The 18,241-nt window shown below is 45.3% G+C and carries 17 protein-coding genes; 6 read left to right on the forward strand and 11 right to left on the reverse strand.

Annotated elements, in window-relative coordinates; all coding sequences use genetic code 11:
- Nucleotides 1–76: 76 nt before the first annotated feature.
- Both PMG71_RS18420 and PMG71_RS18425 read left to right on the forward strand, forming a co-directional pair.
- Entirely contained in the window at nt 77–3,121 is a 3,045-nt protein-coding gene (locus PMG71_RS18420) for a GAF domain-containing protein (RefSeq protein WP_283755181.1), read from the forward strand.
- A 50-nt stretch (nt 3,122–3,171) separates the two neighbouring features.
- Nucleotides 3,172–4,458 carry a hybrid sensor histidine kinase/response regulator gene (locus PMG71_RS18425; RefSeq protein WP_283755182.1) on the forward strand — a complete coding sequence of 429 codons (1,287 nt, stop codon included), beginning with the start codon at nt 3,172–3,174 and terminating at the stop codon, nt 4,456–4,458.
- Nucleotides 4,459–4,590: 132 nt separating this feature from the next.
- Here the strand turns inward: PMG71_RS18425 and bfr (PMG71_RS18430) are convergent, their stop codons facing one another.
- Both bfr (PMG71_RS18430) and bfr (PMG71_RS18435) read right to left on the reverse strand, forming a co-directional pair.
- Entirely contained in the window at nt 4,591–5,058 is a 468-nt protein-coding gene (gene bfr, locus PMG71_RS18430; RefSeq protein WP_283755183.1) for a bacterioferritin, read from the reverse strand.
- A 59-nt stretch (nt 5,059–5,117) separates the two neighbouring features.
- Nucleotides 5,118–5,582 carry a bacterioferritin gene (bfr, locus tag PMG71_RS18435; protein WP_283755184.1) on the reverse strand — a complete coding sequence of 155 codons (465 nt, stop codon included), beginning with the start codon at nt 5,580–5,582 and terminating at the stop codon, nt 5,118–5,120.
- Nucleotides 5,583–5,785: 203 nt separating this feature from the next.
- Here bfr (PMG71_RS18435) and PMG71_RS18440 point away from each other — a divergent pair, with 203 nt between their 5' ends.
- A complete protein-coding gene (locus PMG71_RS18440) occupies nt 5,786–6,028 on the forward strand; it encodes a (2Fe-2S)-binding protein (RefSeq protein WP_283755185.1) in 243 nt (80 codons plus the stop codon).
- A gap of 57 nt (nt 6,029–6,085) precedes the next feature.
- Here PMG71_RS18440 and PMG71_RS18445 read toward each other — a convergent pair whose 3' ends face one another.
- The 8 genes from PMG71_RS18445 to PMG71_RS18475 all read right to left on the reverse strand — a co-directional run bounded on the left by PMG71_RS18445 (nt 6,086) and on the right by PMG71_RS18475 (nt 11,830).
- Complete coding sequence (locus PMG71_RS18445) at nt 6,086–6,922, reverse strand: inositol monophosphatase family protein (protein WP_283755186.1); 837 nt, start codon at nt 6,920–6,922, stop codon at nt 6,086–6,088.
- A gap of 27 nt (nt 6,923–6,949) precedes the next feature.
- Nucleotides 6,950–7,108: a DUF6760 family protein gene (locus PMG71_RS24000; RefSeq protein WP_347179331.1), complete on the reverse strand. Its 159-nt coding sequence runs from the start codon at nt 7,106–7,108 to the stop codon at nt 6,950–6,952.
- Nucleotides 7,096–7,425 carry a hypothetical protein gene (locus PMG71_RS18450; RefSeq protein WP_283755187.1) on the reverse strand — a complete coding sequence of 110 codons (330 nt, stop codon included), beginning with the start codon at nt 7,423–7,425 and terminating at the stop codon, nt 7,096–7,098. The genes PMG71_RS24000 and PMG71_RS18450 overlap by 13 nt, the downstream gene beginning before the upstream one ends.
- Nucleotides 7,426–7,554: 129 nt before the next feature.
- Nucleotides 7,555–7,872 carry a hypothetical protein gene (locus tag PMG71_RS18455; protein ID WP_283755188.1) on the reverse strand — a complete coding sequence of 106 codons (318 nt, stop codon included), beginning with the start codon at nt 7,870–7,872 and terminating at the stop codon, nt 7,555–7,557.
- Nucleotides 7,873–8,000: 128 nt separating this feature from the next.
- A complete protein-coding gene (locus PMG71_RS18460; RefSeq protein ID WP_283755189.1) occupies nt 8,001–8,519 on the reverse strand; it encodes a phage tail protein in 519 nt (172 codons plus the stop codon).
- Between the two features lie 94 nt (nt 8,520–8,613).
- The gene (locus tag PMG71_RS18465; RefSeq protein WP_283755190.1) at nt 8,614–9,114 is read right to left on the reverse strand and encodes a phage tail protein; all 501 of its coding nucleotides are present in this window, start codon (nt 9,112–9,114) and stop codon (nt 8,614–8,616) included.
- Nucleotides 9,115–9,434: 320 nt separating this feature from the next.
- Nucleotides 9,435–9,938, reverse strand: coding sequence for a phage tail protein (locus PMG71_RS18470; protein ID WP_283755191.1), 504 nt, complete (start codon nt 9,936–9,938; stop codon nt 9,435–9,437).
- Nucleotides 9,939–10,114: 176 nt separating this feature from the next.
- A complete protein-coding gene (locus PMG71_RS18475) occupies nt 10,115–11,830 on the reverse strand; it encodes a phage tail sheath family protein (RefSeq protein WP_283755192.1) in 1,716 nt (571 codons plus the stop codon).
- A 368-nt stretch (nt 11,831–12,198) separates the two neighbouring features.
- On the opposite strand from PMG71_RS18475, the gene PMG71_RS18480 reads away from it, so the two are divergent.
- From PMG71_RS18480 to PMG71_RS18490, 3 genes are all read left to right on the forward strand, one after another.
- Nucleotides 12,199–13,503, forward strand: coding sequence for a Pvc16 family protein (locus PMG71_RS18480; protein ID WP_283755193.1), 1,305 nt, complete (start codon nt 12,199–12,201; stop codon nt 13,501–13,503).
- 161 nt (nt 13,504–13,664) lie between these two features.
- Nucleotides 13,665–13,865, forward strand: coding sequence for a hypothetical protein (locus PMG71_RS18485; RefSeq protein ID WP_283755194.1), 201 nt, complete (start codon nt 13,665–13,667; stop codon nt 13,863–13,865).
- Nucleotides 13,866–14,075: 210 nt separating this feature from the next.
- Nucleotides 14,076–16,070, forward strand: a complete 1,995-nt coding sequence (locus PMG71_RS18490; protein WP_283755195.1) for an ATP-binding protein — start codon at nt 14,076–14,078, stop codon at nt 16,068–16,070.
- Between the two features lie 111 nt (nt 16,071–16,181).
- Here the strand turns inward: PMG71_RS18490 and PMG71_RS18495 are convergent, their stop codons facing one another.
- Nucleotides 16,182–18,161, reverse strand: a complete 1,980-nt coding sequence (locus PMG71_RS18495) for a response regulator (RefSeq protein WP_283755196.1) — start codon at nt 18,159–18,161, stop codon at nt 16,182–16,184.
- Nucleotides 18,162–18,241 lie beyond the last annotated feature (80 nt).

An 18,241-nucleotide genomic window follows, 5' to 3' on the forward strand; every position in this document is an offset into this window, starting at 1 on the left:
GTAAGAATAGATGATTTTCGATAGAATAAATTGATTAGGCGCTGTTTCTGCTTCATCGCTCACCTTGACTTCATCTATGTGGAACTTTTTACAAAATATTTTCTCTCCTAGCCAATATATGCCCCATGGTTCGTGTTATTTGTGGCAAACCCCCCTGATTTGGCTGCATGTCACCAGTGATGCGTTGATTGCGATCGCCTATTTTTCTATTCCCGCTCTCCTGATTTACTTCGTCCACAAGCGCCGTATGCCCTTCATGGGCATATTTTACCTGTTTGGAGCCTTTATCATTTGCTGTGGCATCGGACACCTGCTCGATATTTGGACGCTTTGGCATCCCGCCTATTGGCTCTCTGGCATAGAACGGGCAATCACAGCCTTAGTTTCCTGTTGGACAGCCGCTCAAATGGTGGTGCTATTGCCCCAGTTCCTCGCTCTGAAAACTCCAGAAGAACTCGAAGCCATCAATCGAGAGCTGCAAGCAGAAATGGAGCAACGCCAGCGCACAGAACAGATTTTAAGCAATATTGTCACCGGAACGGCTGCGGTTACCGGAGAGAAATTTTTTCCCGCTCTCATCCATCATTTAGCTACTGCCCTTCAGGTAGAGTATGTGGCGATCGCCCAAAAAGTCGATCAAAATCTGCAAACCCTCGCCATTTGGATGGACAGTCAACTGCAAAACAACATCGAATATCCCCTGGCTGGAACCCCCTGCCAAGATGTCATCAAGCAGGGTCAACCTTGCTGGTATGGGGACAACCTACAAGCCCTCTTTCCAGACGATCCCCTCCTACCCCCCCTGAACGCTGTCAGTTATTTAGGCGTACCCCTCATCGATGAACAACAACAGATCATGGGCAACCTCTGCATTGTAGACTCCAAACCCCTACCCAAAGACGATCGCACCCAAGGACTCTTGCAAGTCTTCGCTGCTCGTGCTGCCGCCGAACTGCAACGGCAAGAAGCCACCGAAGCCCTCACCCAAGCCAAAACCGAACTCGAACAGCGCGTTGTTGAACGCACGACCGACTTAGAACAGGCCAATACCATCCTGCAACACATTGTCAAACGGGAACAAACCATCACCCACATTCTGGAGCAAATGCGCCTCACCCTGGACATCAGGGAGATATTTCAGTCTACCACCGAAGAACTCCGTTTAGCTCTAGAGTGCGATCGCCTCGTCGTCTATCGTTTCGATCCTGACTGGAGCGGCGAAATTGTTGCCGAATCCGTCACCCAAGGTTGGATACCCCTCCTCTCCCCAGACTGGGAAAGCCTACCCGAACTCTATCAAACCACCGACACCGAAGAATGCCGACTTAGCACCTCAGAACCCTTCATCGAAGATACCTATCTCCAAGAAACCCAAGGCGGGCGCTTCTACGAAAAAATTGCCTGTAGTAGCGTACCTGACATCGAAACCGCAGGCTTTAGCCCATGCTATCTAGCACTCCTGCGGAAAATGCAAGCTAGAGCCTATCTCATCGTTCCCATCTTTGCCCACAATAAACTTTGGGGATTACTCGCTGCTTACCAAAACTCTACGCCCCGACCATGGCAAACCCCAGAAATCACCATCTTCTCCAAAATTAGCAATCAATTGGGCGTTGCCGTCCAGCAAGCTGAACTCTTTGAGCAAACCCAACAGCAAGCCAAAGAACTCGCCCAAGCCAAAGAAGCCGCCGATAGTGCCAACCGCGCCAAGAGTCAATTTCTCGCCAACATGAGTCATGAATTACGCACACCCCTGAATGCCATTTTAGGCTTCAGTCAACTCATGACGGTCAATCCTGGCCTCCCCGAAAAATGCCGCCAATACATCGAAATTATTAATCGCTCTGGAGAACACTTATTAGCCCTCATTAATGACATTTTAGAAATGTCTAAAATTGAAGCGGGGCGTACCGTACTGCGAGAAAATGATTTTAACTTTCCTCAATTACTCAACAATCTTCAGGAAATGTTGGCTTTAAAAGCCGAAGGTAAAAACCTCAATTTACACTTTAATATTGACGCAGATGTACCCCAAATCATTCGTACCGATGAGAGTAAACTGCGGCAAGTCCTCATTAACTTATTGGGAAATGCGATCAAATTTACTCAAACCGGTTCAGTCACTTTAGACGTTCAACCCATTAGCCATCCAGAATCTTTAGTCCTCTACTTTGCAGTAGAAGATACCGGCCCAGGAATTGCCCCAGAAGAACAAAATAAACTATTTCAAGCCTTCGAGCAAACTCAAACCGGACTAGCTTCAGAAGAAGGAACAGGACTGGGGTTACCCATCAGTCAACAATTTGTAAAATTAATGGGAGGTGAAATCACAGTTGAGAGTCGTTTAGGTGAAGGGGCTAAATTTAGCTTTGTCATTCCCATCACTCCTGTGGTTTATGAAGTGATAGAATCTGAGAGAGAAAATTGCGGTCGTATCGTTGGATTAGCTCCCCATCAACCCACCTATCACATTCTAGTCATTGAAGATAATTCTGCTAATCGCTTACTGTTATCGGATCTTCTAGATCGCATCGGTTTTATGGTTACTACGGCTAATAATGGACTTGAAGGCATTGCGGCTTGTGAATCTGACCATCCAGACTTAATTTTTATGGATTTACAAATGCCACAAATGGATGGCTATGAAGCGCTGAGAAATATTCGACAGAAACAACAGAACAACCCTCAACTCGGTGCTGTTCCCGTTATCGCTATTAGTGCTAGTGCTTTTGAAGAAACCCGCCAGAATGTTCTGGATACTGGATTTAATGATTTTGTCCGTAAACCCTTCCAAGAACAAGAATTATTAGAGATCATCGCTAAACATTTAGATGTGGTTTATGAATATGAGCAAGAAGCCTCTGGAACGGTAAATGAATCGGCTTCATACTGCAATAATGACCCGGAATTAGAAGAGACTAGACTCGCTTTATGCCAAATGCCTCCGGATTGGATTGAAGCCTTATCTGATGCGGCAGCTCAAGGGAGTGACAAAATCATACTAGACTTAATAGAAGATTTGCCGGATGAACAGGCTTTACTGGCTTCCGATCTCACCGTAATGGCAATTGATTTTCGATTCGATCTGATACTGCAATTAGTCGATCAATTGGATCGATAAAAGATCGAGTTCTACTGATTTGATAAAAACTCTAAAAATGGTAACTTTCTATGATTTTATCTGAAACTGCATCCGATCCTATTGATATCTTGATTGTTGATGATACACCGGTCAATCTTCGTCTACTCTCGGATATGCTAGAACAGCGCGATTACAATGTCCGCAAAGCTCTGAATGGTAAAATGGCATTGCTGGCAACTGAAAATAAAATCCCTAATTTGATTTTGTTGGATATTAACATGCCGGAAATGAATGGGTATCAGGTTTGCGAACAGTTAAAACAATCGGAGAAGACTCAGCAAATTCCTGTAATTTTTATTAGTGCTTTAGATGAACCGACAGATAAAATCAAGGCTTTTCAGGTGGGGGGAGTCGATTATGTGACTAAACCCTTTGCTGTGGAAGAAGTTTTAGCCCGAATCACTCATCAATTAGAGTTACAAAGACTGACTCGTGATTTGCGCGATCGCAATCAAGAGCTAGAGGCTACTTTAACTGAATTAAAGATGACTCAAGTGCAATTAATCCAAAAAGAGAAAATGTCGAGTTTGGCAGAATTGGTTGCAGGAGTCGCTCACCAAATTAATAATCCAATTAGTTTTATTTATGGTAATTTTGAGCCGGCCAAGGAGTATATTAATGATTTAATTAAAATCATTCATTTTTATGAAGAACACTATCCAGAATCTTTGCAGAGAGAGGATAATCCTGTAAACGAATTAGATTTTGAGTTCCTGAAATCTGACTTAATGGATTTAATGCAATCGATGTATCATGGAGCCGATCGCATTCGCTCTATTGTTTTAACTCTGCAAAAGTTTTCCCATCTGGATGAAGCGGATGTCAAGATTTTAGGCATTAATCAAGAACTGGAAAGCACTCTAACCTTGATTCAATATAGTCTAGACTCTTATAAGAATCATCTATCTGTTCATTGGATTAAAGATTATGGTAATCTCCCTAAAATCACCGGTTGTCCGAGGGATTTAAATCAGGCTTTTTTAAATATTTTTAATAATGCTATTGAAGCACTAGAAGACTGTCCGGAAATGCTTGAACCTACAATTGGTATTCAAACGAAGGTTGCAGAAAATAATCGGGTAAAAATTGTAATTAAAAATAATGGTAGGGGTCTCTCAGACCAAGTACGCTCGCAGATTTTTAATCCATTTTTTACAACTAAAATGGATCGTAAAGCTCAAGGCTTAGGGTTGTCTATTAGCCATCAAATTATTGTGGAGCAACATGGGGGCAGTTTAAGTTGTGAGTGTTTGCCCGGTGGAGAAACGGCTTTTATTATTGAATTGCCGATTAAGGGAAAAATTAAGGAGCGGTAGGTTGGAGGAGTGCGGGCATCTTGCCCGCTTCTCTTTTGCCCTTTTCATGTCCGCTTGCGGAAACCGGACTTGAGATCGGGGATAAGGGAAAACCTGCCCTAACTCAAGACGACTAAAAATGATGAGGGTGGTCTACATCTGGGATTGTAGATAGTTGGGTAAGCCAATTTTCTCAATTAATCCCAATTGCTTTTCTAACCAATAGGCGTGATCTTCTTCTGTGTCTGCTAGAATGACTTTGAGGATTTCACGGGTTTGATAGTCTTGTTCGGTTTCGCAAATGGCGATCGCCTCTTTTAGGTCTCCAACAACCCTATACTCTAAATCTAGGTCGCTTTTAAGCATTTCTGGCACAGTGGAGCCGATGCTTAAGCCGTCCTGTTGGGATAAATCGGGGGTGGTTTCTAAAAATAATAACCGCCCAATAATGGCATCTGCATGTTGGGTTTCTTCTTCCATTTCATGGTTGATTCGCTCGTAGAGCTTGTTTAAGCCCCAATCGGCGTACATGCGAGAGTGGGTGAAATACTGATCCCTCGCTGCGAGTTCACTTCTGAGTAGTTTTTGCAGTTGGGCAATGACGCGATCGTTCCCTTTCATCTTTCGATTCTCATTTAATAACTGGTGTAGTTGATAATTGACCTAGGGATAGCCTATGGTTACATCATCGATTGTAAGTAGTTTTCTAATCCTGAATTTTGGATTAGCCATTGTTGGGATTCTAACCAATCAATGGATTCTTCTGTCTCCTCTAGAATGCCTTCTAGCATATCCCGACTGATATAATCTTGAAGGGATTCGCACAGTTGAATTGCCTGTTGCAGAGTAGTCCGGATCTCTTGATACATCGTCAAGTCGTTTTGCAAGACTTCCGGTACATCTTCGCCAATGAGCAGTTTCCCTAAATCTTGCAGGTTGGGTAAACCTTCTAGGAACAAAACTCGCTCAATCAGCTTGTCGGCGTGTTTCATTGCTTCAATCGATGCTTTGTATACTTTGTCGTTGAGCTGATGAAGTCCCCAGTTTTTGCAGATTCTGGCATGGAGAAAAAACTGGTTAATGGCTGTCAATTGAAGTTTGAGGGCAGCATTTAATTGGGCTTTGACATTGGGATCACCCTGCATTCGTGTACTCCTAACTGATTGATTAGACGGCTTTTAGAGTTTTGGTTTAGAACGGCTCTGGATTTCAAGCGGTCTTTGCCGATCCTACTTGACTTCCTGGGGGCTGTCAATGCATAATGGACTGGTTACTTGAGAATTCTTTTCATTAATATGGGATTAGGTGAAGAGAAGGTTTTTAAATCTAGTGGAGGCAGTGAACTGGGATGTACATTTGTATCTGTCATGCTGTTACAGACCGCGATATTCGCAAGGCGGTGGCTCAGGGAGCGTGTTCTGTGGATATGGTGTGCGATCGCCTGAAAGTCTCTAGTAGTTGTGGTCGCTGTTGGGAACATGCCCACCAAGTGGTGGAGGAAGCGATAGTTGAGCATCAAGCGCCGGTGGATATTCATGCGATCGCCCAGAAAACTCAAGAACGTTATGGCGATCGCCGTAAAGCTTCTTAACAATAACTTAAAGTTTGTTGCATTAAACTCTTAATAAGAGAAGTCCCTTAAATCCGCCTATTGAGTAAGAGTGACTAGCCAGGGTTGGAACAGCTCCACCCATTGGGAGCGACTAACGATCAGGGTGGGATAGGGACAATGATGATAATCTGCACCCACGATCAGGGGAAAGGGTGCGGAATCGGTGAGAGGAACCCAGACTGCACCGGCAGCATGGGCGATCGCCCAAACTGCGGCAATATCCCAGATTTTTGGGGTCGCTTCTACCCCACCGATAGCAATTCCAGCCGCAACGGTGAGCATATTGTAGGTTGCAACCCCCAACATACGAATTTTACAGGGAAAAGGGCCGCGATCGCTCTGCAATACAGAAATACTACGAGCGCAAAGATTAAAGAAATGATTTCCACTGGGGCGATCGGATGTGGGGGTAATCCCTCGATCTTGCAAAAAAGCCCCCACTGGATGGCCGTTGAGTTCTGGGGGAGCATTCCAAAACCCATAAAAGGACTGACGAGTGGGGGGAAAATGGACATAGCCAAAGACAGGAGTCCCTTGATAGAGCAGGGCCATGGAAATCCCCCACAGAGGAACCCCACGAGTAAAATTAGTGGTTCCGTCAATGGGATCGACGATCCAACAGAAGGGAGTATCGGGAAACTGTTTGGCCGCTTCCTCCGTTAAGACTCCATGATCGGGGAACTGGGCTAAAATCCGATTTTGCAGTTGGCGATCGGCCCATCGATCGGACTGAGTTACCAAGGAACCATCCGCCTTTTCCTCTCCCTGCACCCGGCCAAACTGCTTCAGGAGTTCTTCCCCGACTTCTTGGGTACTCACTCGCGCAAACTCCAACACTTGTTTCCACAGGGGATCATTGCTCAATTCCATCATGCTTTAGCCCAAATCAATACCATCAGACTACTCAGGATTTAACATCCCCGCAATTTCTACCACCCATTGCTGACGCTCTTGATGATCGAGGGCGAGAATTTCGGCCCTAGACCAGTGAAAATGAAAAGCGATAAAGGCTACCTCCCGATACAACTGGGGTAGGGGGTAGCCAGTTACTCCCCCGATAGAATTAATTCTGCCTCCGTAGGGTTAATGCTGTTGTAGACATCGAGCAGGTAATCTAAATCGATGAGAAAGAGGTTTTCTAAGGCTTCTGGAGTGAGGGAGGGGAGTGTACCGAGTTGCACAATGGTGCGCGAGAGCATGACGAGAGGGCGATAATCGGGGTAGTCGGAGAGAGTCGGGTGGCGATCGCCCATTATCTCATCTTGTCCTGTCGCTAGACGTATAATCCCTTCTCGATGCACCGTTCCTTCCTCATCCACCAACCCTTTCGGTAAGACAAAGCTAAACCCGATTAAATCATCCCTTTCTTCAGTCATATCAAGTCCGATTGTTCATGTCCGCGAAGTGGAAATACCATGATTAAAAATTTAGGGAGCGAGACGCTCCCACTCCAGTAATATCAAGGGATTAGAGGAGTGCGGGCATCTTGCCCGCTTCTTAACAAATTAACCGGACTTGATATCATTCTCTACCGGTTCCAACTCATTAATTTGACGATAAAAATCCTGAAGATAACTTAAATCTACAGCAAACATATTTTCCACCACAGCCGGAGAAATTTCCTGTAGTGTTCCCAATTGAATAATCACCCGCGCCAAAATAATCACCGTCGCATAAGCCGGATTATCCATCACCCTCGGATCGCGCATGGGGATAATCTCATCCATCGCACGAGATAAGCGCATCTTTCCCTGACGGTGCAGATTTCCCTCGGAGTCTAAATAGCCTTTCGGCAACGTAAAATCAAACTCAGTTTGCAGCATAGAGTAGTTTCAATTGATCGGTTAACTCGACGGAGCTTTGTGCTGTGATAGGGGGATAGGGAGATAGGGGAGCAGATAACAGATTTAATTTTTAATTTTTAATTTTTAATTTTTAATTTTTAATTCCCCTACGGGGGCGAAATCCGCTTAAACACCTCACAAGCCATTTCCAACTCTTCGCAAGCGAGTTCTGAACTCGAAGCCGTGTTATCCGTGACACTATAGCTAATCGGCCAAGCATTCTCAAACTGAAACAGAGCGCCAATATCACCATTCTGACGATAAATGGCGATCGACCCACTGCGGCGCTGCCTAGACCAATTCCCTTGCTGTACTGCATTCAACCAGTTCCAAAGAGTTTCTGAGCTACTTAATCCGCGTCTAAGGCTAATATTATCTACCGTTTTTTTAGCACCAGGCAGTTTAGAGGTATACAATCTGCCTCGCTTGGCTTTACCCCAAGGTTCCGGAAAAATTTCCGTAAATTCCACTACTTCTTGAGCAACCTTAAAGCCTTTGCACTCCATAAATAGTCCATCAACCCCATCCTTTGACTCATCTAAATGCAATTCCACGTAAAACCGGCAAGCCGTCAGAATTTCAGGGTACTTCAGTCTATTCTTAAAAGCATCTTTACTTTGTGCCATTTCTGTTTAAGCTTACAATCCATAAGATACTGGAAATCAAACCGATAAGACAAGGGATTAAAATCCCTTGTCTTAATTTAATTGTCTTCTGGAATTATACGGTTGGCACTGGTGCAATCTGTGTTCCTTCCGTCGGGACTTTTCTAATCCCAGTATGGCTAATTTCTATCGTTTCCTTAAATAAATCACTGCTGTCAGCGCCAGCTTGAGTTGTCGTATATTTAGCCGGAATAGCATTCAGAATATTATACCTTGCGCCTTCCTTCCCATCCTGCTTATACATAATCAAAGAAGCATCGCCAGCTTCTTGTACAGCAGTAGTTGTACCCCCAGTCATGGATGAGGGATGGGAGCTGGTATACCAGTTAATGAGCGCATCATTTTCTACGGTTGTCACAAACTCTAAGGTCATATTCTCATAGCTTACATGAGAAGGGGTAATCTGGGTTCCAGCAGACACATCCTTGCCGGCATAAATGGCTTGTCCTTCGGCTGCGGGTTCAATGCTCATGGAAATACCACTCACTTTTTGTAATTGTAGGGTGGTAATGCCTTTCAATTCAAAATAAAACCGGGCTTGGGTTAAATATTCCATAGTTGAATATCCTCTTTAGATAGTTAGGAGAAACGGAAAAAGGTACAGAGGTTAAGTTTCTAGTGCCCTGATGCAGCTCATTGGGTACTTTAGATGTTGGGTAATGCGAGCATCTTGCTCGCTAGAGGAAGGCAGCGAGCAAGATGCTCGCACTATATAGCAGTTTTTGCTGTTATGAGGTACATTAATGACTGTTTTGAACGATCGCTAAAATAGCTCAAAGCGCTACCCAGTCTGCTGTTTGTTCCCCCCATTCCCCCATCCCCCCATCACAGCGCGAAGCGCTGTATCTATTGCATCATTTTAGATGAAACCATCCACTAAGCTGCGTTTGACATGGCGACAACTTTAGTGATTTTCTCAGCGACAAACTCATAGGTTTCCATGACCAATTCCCCAGAAGTTGCATCGACATCAGAAACTGAATACTTTTTAATCCAAGCTCGGTCTAGATTCCATCGTAGAACTTCCTTATTACTAGGATCGTAGACAACCAGCGAACCGGATTTACGACTATTGGCCCAATTGCCACCCCCCTCTTCTTCTTTAGGCATCACATCGATAAACCAGTCAAATAGCCGTCGAGCTGCGCCTTGGGTATCATCATTGACGTAAACTTCAATGGTCATGGAGGGGTTGGTTTCATAACCGGCGACCGTGGTATGTCTGGCTCCACCATGTCTACCACTGTGAATGGGTTTATCGCCACCGGTTACTTTACCTTCATAGGTTAGAGCTGCCATACTTTTGACTTCTAATTCTTCTAAGCCTTCAAAGTTTAGATAAAATCGGTTGGCTGTAGTTGTATAAACTGGAGGTGCCATGGTGTGAGTTTCCTTTTACTGATGGGTAATGGGTAATAAGTAATGGGTAATAGGTAATGGGTAAGAATTTACAGCAGTTTTTGCGCTTTATGTGGGACATTGCCGATCCCCCTAAATCCCCCTTTTCAAGGGGGACTTCTAATGCCCCCCTTTTTTAAGGGGGGGGTTGGGGAGGATCAACCTTCGCCTTCAGCCGTCCACTGACTGATGCGGAAGATGACAAATTCAGCCGGTCGCACGGGAGCAATACCGACTTCTACATACAATCGACCGAGCATCATACTTTGGGGCGTATTGATATCGGCATCGCACTTAACATAGAATGCTTGAGCGGCAGATCCTCCCATGAGAGCGCCCGATCGCCACAAATCTGTTAAGAAGCTGGTAATCGTGCGTTTAACCCGTTGCCACAGGTCTTCATCATTGGGTTCAAACACTACCCATTGCATTCCATTTTCGATGGATTTCTCGATGTAGCTCATCAAGCGGCGAACGTTGATATAGCGCCATTGGATATTATCTGGCTCAACCAGAGTTCTCGCTCCCCAAACCCGAATGCCTCGGTTGGGGAAGGGACGGATACAGTTAATTCCGGCCGGATTGAGCAGTTCCTGTTCCCGGAAATTACAATCGTAGGCTAAACCCATCACCCCTCTAGGCACTTCATTGGCGGGTGCTTTATAAACGCCTCGCGTTTCATCGGTGCGAGACCAAACCCCAGCCATATAGCCACTGGGAGGAATTGCGACTGGGCGACCGGAATTTCTGGGATTGGGAACGCGAATCCAGGGATAATAGAGGGCAGCAAACTGGGAACGGCGATTAAATTCTTCTCGCAGCCAACGACTGATTTCTTGGGGTTTTACCCGGTCTGGGGGCGGATCGAGAATCACCATCCGGTTGGGAGCGTTGGGAATATCCCCATCGGCCGCTCCTTCACAGAGACTGACCATGACATCCATAATGCCGTGGAGTTGGTCGATGTTGATCAGCCCCGCTTCGTAGACTTTCATTAGATCGGGGCAAGCCATGATCGTTACTTCGTCAATCTCGAAGAGTCCGCGAACCCCGGTGCGGTCATCTCGTACCCCTTCAATGTGTTGGGAGAAGCGATCGGGGGGAGGCATCACCAGGGGAGGACTGATTTCATATACTCCATTACTGGGTCGTCGGGCTAGGGGAGAGCCACTTATGGATAGGTCTACGGCCGCAATATATTCCGATTCTTCTAAGGCCGTCACCACATAATTGGCCACAGAAGTCTCGATTTGGGGATTCATGGTCAAGTTTTCAAACCGTTCGAGTTCTTCATCTCCTTGGGCGACGACTACGGTGAAAAATTCCCCGGTATTGGCGGTGATGGTTGTGCTAGAAGCTTCTGACTCTTCCGGTGGCGGTTTGGGTTCTCCGTCCATAATTTGCACCCGAACGGAGCGATCCATGGGTACGAGGGCGGCATTGATGGAGCCACTATCGCCAGTGGTCGTTAGGTCAGAACCGGCACGGATGGAAAACTTCAGGGAGGGTCTGTTTCCCCGGTTCATAATGCTGGTTCCGGTTTCGGTGGCTTCGGGTTCTGGGGAACCAGGTAAGCGCGTGCCGATGCTGACGATCCAGCAACGGCCGCCGCCATTGAGGAACCATCCGTAGACACTTAAGGGGAGATAAGCGCCAAAGTCGGTAAACCCATCGGAGTTGGGTCGGCCAAAATATTGCAGATATTGATCCCAAGTGGTAACCAACATCGGTTTAAAGGGTTCTGCGCCCCCTCGGATGTCTTCGGTAAAACCGACAAAGCCACCTACAGCAGTCGGAACCCCTTCAATGGGACGACTGCCGCGATTGACTTCTTCGATATAAACACCGGGAGCGTAATAATCAAGTCTCGCCATAATGGATTCCTTCCGAATACCAAGTTACTGTGGAGATTTCCGGTTAAGAGATGACTGTATCCAAAAACGGAGATCAAAATCAGAAAATAGGGAGTTTTTCCTAAATTACTCTTGACCACGATAAGTGCAACGATACAATAACGGAATTCTAAATGGCTAGTTCTTTAAGAGATTTTTTTGAAGGTTTACTTTTTTTTACTTTTCTTAACGATTGATAATAATTAAGCAAAAAATATCCATAAAAAATGACAAAAATTAATCCATAGATGAATGGCCGATCCTAGGCTAAGATAGCGGCTAAGACCCGATGAGCTATTCTGGGGCAGGATCAGGGCTGGCAATAGAACTGAAGCGAGTGAGTGAATTTAATGGCTAATTATTTAGCGATCGCCACGGCCACAGCGACCATGCAGCGCATTATTCAACAAGCGATACAAACGGATGTGGATGGTTCTAGGGTAACTACGGTGCGCCCGGATGGTGCGGGGGGCGGTATCCCAGAGACTGGGGTTAATCTCTATTTATACCACATCAAACGCAATCCGGCTCTAACAAATCAAGATACTCCCAACTTTCAAAGACGGGGGGATATGGTTAAGCGCAGGCAAGCCGCCCTAGATTTATTTTACGTGATTTCTTGTTATGGGAATGATGCAGAATTAGAACCGCAACGACTTTTAGGGTGTGTGGCTCGTGCCCTAGAAGACCAATTGGTTTTTACACCGCAAATGATTCAGGAAACGATTAACGATCCGACGTTTGACTACTTAGAAGGGTCGGATTTAGCTGACCAAATTGAACAAATTCGGGCGGAATTCATCTCTGTTTCTACGGATGAACTCTCGAAAATTTGGTCGGTCTTTTTCCAGACTCCCCATGCTTTATCGGTGGTCTATAAAATTAGTGTGATTCTGATTGAAAGCGATGTATCGGCTAAATCTGCACTACCAGTGCGCGATCGCCGCATGATCGGCGGCCCCTTCCCCAAACAACCCATGGTCGATCAAGTCGTCAATACCACGGGCAAATATATGCCGATTTTAGCCAACAGCACCCTCCGTATTCGCGGCCGCTTCCTCTCCCATTCCGTCACCCAAGTGCGGATCAATCAAGCGGAAGTGACTCCGCAAATTATCAACGACACCGAATTAAACCTTCCCCTGCGTCTGGTTCCCAATAGCCATTTGCGGGCCGGAGTTCAGTCCCTGCAAGTGATTCATCCCCAACTTCCCTCCCTTCCGTCTCAAAATGGTCGCTCTCGTCCCCGTCGCAGTGCCACGACTGAACCCATTCAAAAAGTGGAATCTAATGTTTTTCCCTTTGTGATCCGGCCGAGTTTTCTGGGTTATGAACTGGTAGACATAGAAGGAACGGAAGAAGACCGACGCTTGGGTAAAGTGATTATTCGCACTAACCTCACCATTGGGCCGGGTCAGCGAGTAGTGCTGATGCTGAATGAATATTCTAGCGAAAGTGCGATCGCCTATCTCTTCAACAGTACCCCCATTCGCGACAATACCCGCACCCCAATCATTCCCATCAGCAACGTGCAACCGGGAGACTATTTTGTTCGCATTCAAGTTGACGGTGCAGAGAGCTTACTGGATGTAGATCTCGATCCCAATAGTCCCACCTATGAACAATATATCGGCCCCATTCTCAGCTTGGAATGATTTCATGCAGCGCTTTCTTCTCTGGGGGATGGGGGGAGTGGGGAGGGCGGGTTTCCGCAAGCGGACATGAATACAAAAATAGTTGTCAGTCTACAAGATTTGGGTATAACCCGCCCCTACAGAGATAGGTAGCGTAAATAAATAGATTTGATATTAGATTCATGAACGCTTACAAAGTCACTGCTATCCTGAAAGAAGACGGAACCTTACTACTCGAAGGATTACCGTTTCAGGCTGGAGACGCAGTAGAAGTGATTATTTTAGAACAGTCTAAAGAACATCCCCTTCAGGGTACAGTTTTACGCTATGACGATCCTTTTGAACCGGCTGTAGTCGATCAAGATTGGGATGTGTTGAAATGATTGTTTTAGATACTCAAATCTGGATCTGGTGGGTTTATATGGCGTTTTTAGATGAGTTTGAAGCGTGTGCCCCTCATCCCCCAACCCCTTCTCCCGCAGGAGAAGGGGAGCATAAGTCCCTCTCCCGTGGGAGAGGGATTTTCCTTCGGACATGAAAGGGAGAGGGCAAAAGCCTTATGTCCAAATTATTAACTAAATTTTTATTAAGCCATGACTGATTTATTCAACACCACCTGGCAAAACGCAAATCAACAGGCTTTAATCCAAGCGTTGGCACAACTGCAAACCAGGATTTCGGACTTCGTCCGACATGAAAATGACAAAATAAGTCGGGAATCGGTTACTGAGGAGATGGTTACCGATCAAGGGGAATCCATTCCCGATTTAGAAGAGTCTGAATTTGCTCTGGATCGACTGTGCAGTACGTTTAATCTTTCGAGTTTTGAGAGAGATATTTTACTCTTGTGTGCGGGAGCAGAATTAGATGAACAGTTTTTAGATTGGTTGAGCCATCTACAAGGAACAGGGCAGAAATCTTACCCTACATTTGGGTTAGCGTTGAAACTTTTAGATCGCCCCCATTGGAGCGCTTTAACTCCGGAATCTCCCTTACGGTATTGGCGCTTAATTGAATTGGGAGCGGGGCCGTCGTTTACCCTCAGTCCCCTAAGAATTGATGAGAGTATTCTGCATTATTTGGCGGGGGTAAAGACTCAACCGTTGCAACTCGAAGCGTTGATCCGACCCGTGGATGTTTCGGTATCCTTAATGGAACATGACCATGAGTTGATCCAAGTCTTGGTAGATACCTGGGTGGGTGCAGCGAATGGCCAGGAGTTTCCCTTGGTACAATTATGTGGGGAAGATAGTCAGAGTAAACAGGCGATCGCCGCTACCGCATTCTCTAGTCTTAATTTAACCCTCCATCATCTCGATCCCGCTCAACTTCCCTCTAGTCCCCATGATGTCCATCAACTGCTGAGATTATGGCATCGGGAAGCCTTTCTGAAAGGGTATGCGCTGTTGATTAACTGCGATCGCCTTGCTACTCCCCTGAACCAAAACCTCGCCCTAGTTAAGCTCATTCAAGAGATTAGCACGCCGGTGATTCTCACCAGTGGCGATCGGCTCTCCATCCCCAACCGCTCCATCATCAACCTCGAAGTCCACAAACCCACCCTCAGCCAACAATCCCAATATTGGCAAACTCACCTCGACGCTTGGGGTATCGAACTTAACGGCCAAGTGCAAACCCTAATCTCTCAATTCAACCTCACCAGCACCCAAATTCAAACCATCTGCGCCCATACCCTCAGTAAAAACCGCAATAAAACTCCAGAAATCATTACCCGTGAACTCTGGAGCGCCTGTCGCCACCAAGCCCGCCCCCGCATGGACGACCTCGCCCAACGCATCGAAGTCCAAGCCACCTGGGAAGATCTGGTACTTCCAGATACGCAAACGCAAACCCTAAAAACCATGGCCGCCCACCTGCGCCAACGGGCAAAAGTCTATGAAAATTGGGGCTTTCGGCGCAAAAGTGGACGCGGTTTAGGCATCAGTGCCCTATTTTCTGGCCCCAGTGGAACCGGGAAAACCACAGCAGCCGAAGTGCTTGCCAATACCCTAAAATTAGACTTATATAAAATTGACCTCAGTTCCGTGGTTAGTAAATACATTGGCGAAACCGAAAAAAACCTGCGCCGCGTGTTTGATGCGGCAGAAAGTGGGGGAACCATACTATTATTTGATGAAGCTGATGCTCTGTTTGGAAAACGTTCAGAAGTCAAAGATTCCCACGATCGCCACGCGAACATCGAAGTCAGCTATCTGTTGCAACGGATGGAAGCCTATCAAGGTCTCGCTATTCTCACCACCAACCTCAAAGGAGCCTTAGATAATGCCTTCATGCGACGCATCCGGTTTATTGTCCCCTTTAACTTTCCCGATATTAAACAACGGGCAGAAATTTGGCGCAGAATCTTCCCCCCAGAAACGCCGACTCAAGATCTCGATATGAACAAATTAGGAAAACTGAGTATTTCTGGGGGAAATATTCGTAATATTGCCCTGAATGCTGCATTTTTAGCCGCAGAAGAGGACGAACCGGTGCAGATGAAACATATCTTGCAAGCAGCGAAAAGTGAGTATGTCAAACTGGAAAAACCTCTGCTCGATAGCGAAGTCAAAGGATGGATCGCTTAATCTGGGACAATGGAACCTGATTGCCCTTCTGGTTGTACCATGCCTGCGTTAAGCCAGATGGCAAATACTATACAGCGCAAAGCGCTGTAAATAAGTCGGTTGAGGTCTTAATTAGTCTGAGTTGGCAATCTCTTCGGTAACTTGGGTAATGGTCTCGAAGTCAAAGTTGTTGACCAGATGAGTTAAGGTATGGCTGAGGGGGCGATCGCGCTCTTGAATTTCGGCAATCAGATCCAGCAGCAAATCGCTATCTGCTTCAATGGCTGCCTTCTGGAGGCGATCGAGCCAGGTTTGAGGGAGGGGTTTTAGGCGATCGGGGGTAAGGGCGATCGTCTCCTGCACATCTCCCTGGGCGATCGCTTTTTCCTCTTCATAAACATAGGCAATATCCAGATATTGAGCCATCTTTTCCAGCAATTCCACCTCATCAAACGGTTTACTTAAATAATCATCACAACCACTCGCCAACATCTTTTCCTTATCCTCAGCAAAAGCATTTGCACTTAAAGCAATAATCACCGTTTCTTTTCCCCCTGGAGACGACCTAATCCTTCGAGTCGCCTCATATCCATCCATCACCGGCATTGCCATATCCATCCAAACCAAATCAGGATGCCAAGTTTGCCACATTTCTATCGCTTCAAGTCCATTCAGCGCTTCCTGAACTTCAAACCCAACTTGTTTTAACAAATTCACCAGCAATATCCGATTCGCCCAATGATCCTCTACCACCAAAACCTTATACGTTGGATCATCTTTAGTCAGACCCATAATCTGACGATGGTGACTCAGGGAATTTTGAGTTGTCCAATCCGCCACTTTGACCGGAATAAAAAACTCAAACACTGTCCCTTTACCCAAAGTGCTACTGACCCAAATCTCACCCCCCATTAACTTGATAAATTCACGAGCGATCGGTAAGCCTAATCCTGTTCCCTGGTTGAGTTTCAGCCCTTGATTAGTTTGAAAGAAAACATCAAATAAATTATCCATCTCTTCCGGCGAGATCCCAATCCCCGTATCTTGAATCTTAAACATAAGACACTGATGGTTTTCTTCACCCTTTGGAGTCTCTTCTTCATACTGACCCACTTCAACTTTAATCCATCCCTTTTCTGTAAACTTAATTGCATTATCGACTAAGTTAATCAATATTTGCCTTAATTTACTTTCATCTGCTATAATCACTTCAGCACCATCATCTAGGATTTCAAAAAGTAAATTGACCGATTTGCATTCAACCTTAAGGGATAACATCTTTTCAAGGCTTTCCATCATCGTCCATAAATTGAAAGTAGATTCATTGAGATGAGACTTACCCGCTTCGATTTTAGATAGCTCTAAAACATTATTGATTAACTGTAATAAATGTTCTCCACTATGAATAATAATATCCAAATATTGATCTTTATTCTTATGCTCACCCTGTTCCTTTCTTAACACCTGGGAAAAACCCAAGATCGCATTTAAGGGGGTTCTTAGTTCATGACTCATGCGTGCTAAAAAATCACTTTTTGCTTGACTTGCTCGATCCGCTTTTTCTTTCGCAATTTGCAATTCAAGAGTTCTATATTTAATTCTAGATTCCAATTCTTGAGTCAATTTTTTCAAATCACATTCTACTTTTTCCCTTTCTTTAATTTCTTCCTGGAGCTGCTTGTTTTTCTTTTCTAAATCAAGATTTAAAGTTCTCAGAGTTAAATGGACTTTAATACGAGCTAACACCTCTTCTTGACGAAAAGGTTTCGTAATATAATCCACTGCACCAACATCAAAACCCCGCATTTTATCCTCAATTTCTCCTAATGCAGTCGTAAAAATAATCGGAATATCTTGAGTAGAAGGTGACGACTTGAGACGACGACAGGTTTCAAATCCATCAATACCCGGCATCATCACATCTAAAAGAATCAAGTCAGGTTGTGCATATTCAGCCTGTTCAATTGCACTTTCTCCATCAAGAGCCACTAAAATTTCCCATCCTAAATCTTTGAGAGTATCCGATAAAACTTTTAAGTTCGTCGGATTATCATCTACAATGAGAATAACAATGTCTTGAAAATCATTCTGAAAATCTGCAAAGGAATACATTAGAGGAGTTTTTTCTGTAGAACCACAATAGAAAGATGATGAATATCTCAATCTTAGGTTAAAACTGGATGAGATGACTA

It is taken from the genome of Roseofilum acuticapitatum BLCC-M154 (assembly GCF_030068475.1).
GTDB lineage: Bacteria > Cyanobacteriota > Cyanobacteriia > Cyanobacteriales > Desertifilaceae > Roseofilum > Roseofilum acuticapitatum.

Excerpts from the sequence above, each read along its gene's own strand:
- PMG71_RS18420 (WP_283755181.1), top strand. The coding sequence starts at position 77 with ATGTGGAACTTTTTACAAAATATTTTCTCTCCTAGCCAATATATGCCC.
- PMG71_RS18425 (WP_283755182.1), top strand. The coding sequence starts at position 3,172 with ATGATTTTATCTGAAACTGCATCCGATCCTATTGATATCTTGATTGTT.
- bfr (WP_283755183.1), bottom strand. The coding sequence starts at position 5,058 with ATGAAAGGGAACGATCGCGTCATTGCCCAACTGCAAAAACTACTCAGA.
- bfr (WP_283755184.1), bottom strand. The coding sequence starts at position 5,582 with ATGCAGGGTGATCCCAATGTCAAAGCCCAATTAAATGCTGCCCTCAAA.
- PMG71_RS18440 (WP_283755185.1), top strand. The coding sequence starts at position 5,786 with ATGTACATTTGTATCTGTCATGCTGTTACAGACCGCGATATTCGCAAG.
- PMG71_RS18445 (WP_283755186.1), bottom strand. The coding sequence starts at position 6,922 with ATGATGGAATTGAGCAATGATCCCCTGTGGAAACAAGTGTTGGAGTTT.
- PMG71_RS18450 (WP_283755187.1), bottom strand. The coding sequence starts at position 7,425 with ATGACTGAAGAAAGGGATGATTTAATCGGGTTTAGCTTTGTCTTACCG.
- PMG71_RS18455 (WP_283755188.1), bottom strand. The coding sequence starts at position 7,872 with ATGCTGCAAACTGAGTTTGATTTTACGTTGCCGAAAGGCTATTTAGAC.
- PMG71_RS18460 (WP_283755189.1), bottom strand. The coding sequence starts at position 8,519 with ATGGCACAAAGTAAAGATGCTTTTAAGAATAGACTGAAGTACCCTGAA.
- PMG71_RS18465 (WP_283755190.1), bottom strand. The coding sequence starts at position 9,114 with ATGGAATATTTAACCCAAGCCCGGTTTTATTTTGAATTGAAAGGCATT.
- PMG71_RS18470 (WP_283755191.1), bottom strand. The coding sequence starts at position 9,938 with ATGGCACCTCCAGTTTATACAACTACAGCCAACCGATTTTATCTAAAC.
- PMG71_RS18475 (WP_283755192.1), bottom strand. The coding sequence starts at position 11,830 with ATGGCGAGACTTGATTATTACGCTCCCGGTGTTTATATCGAAGAAGTC.
- PMG71_RS18480 (WP_283755193.1), top strand. The coding sequence starts at position 12,199 with ATGGCTAATTATTTAGCGATCGCCACGGCCACAGCGACCATGCAGCGC.
- PMG71_RS18485 (WP_283755194.1), top strand. The coding sequence starts at position 13,665 with ATGAACGCTTACAAAGTCACTGCTATCCTGAAAGAAGACGGAACCTTA.
- PMG71_RS18490 (WP_283755195.1), top strand. The coding sequence starts at position 14,076 with ATGACTGATTTATTCAACACCACCTGGCAAAACGCAAATCAACAGGCT.
- PMG71_RS18495 (WP_283755196.1), bottom strand. The coding sequence starts at position 18,161 with ATGTATTCCTTTGCAGATTTTCAGAATGATTTTCAAGACATTGTTATT.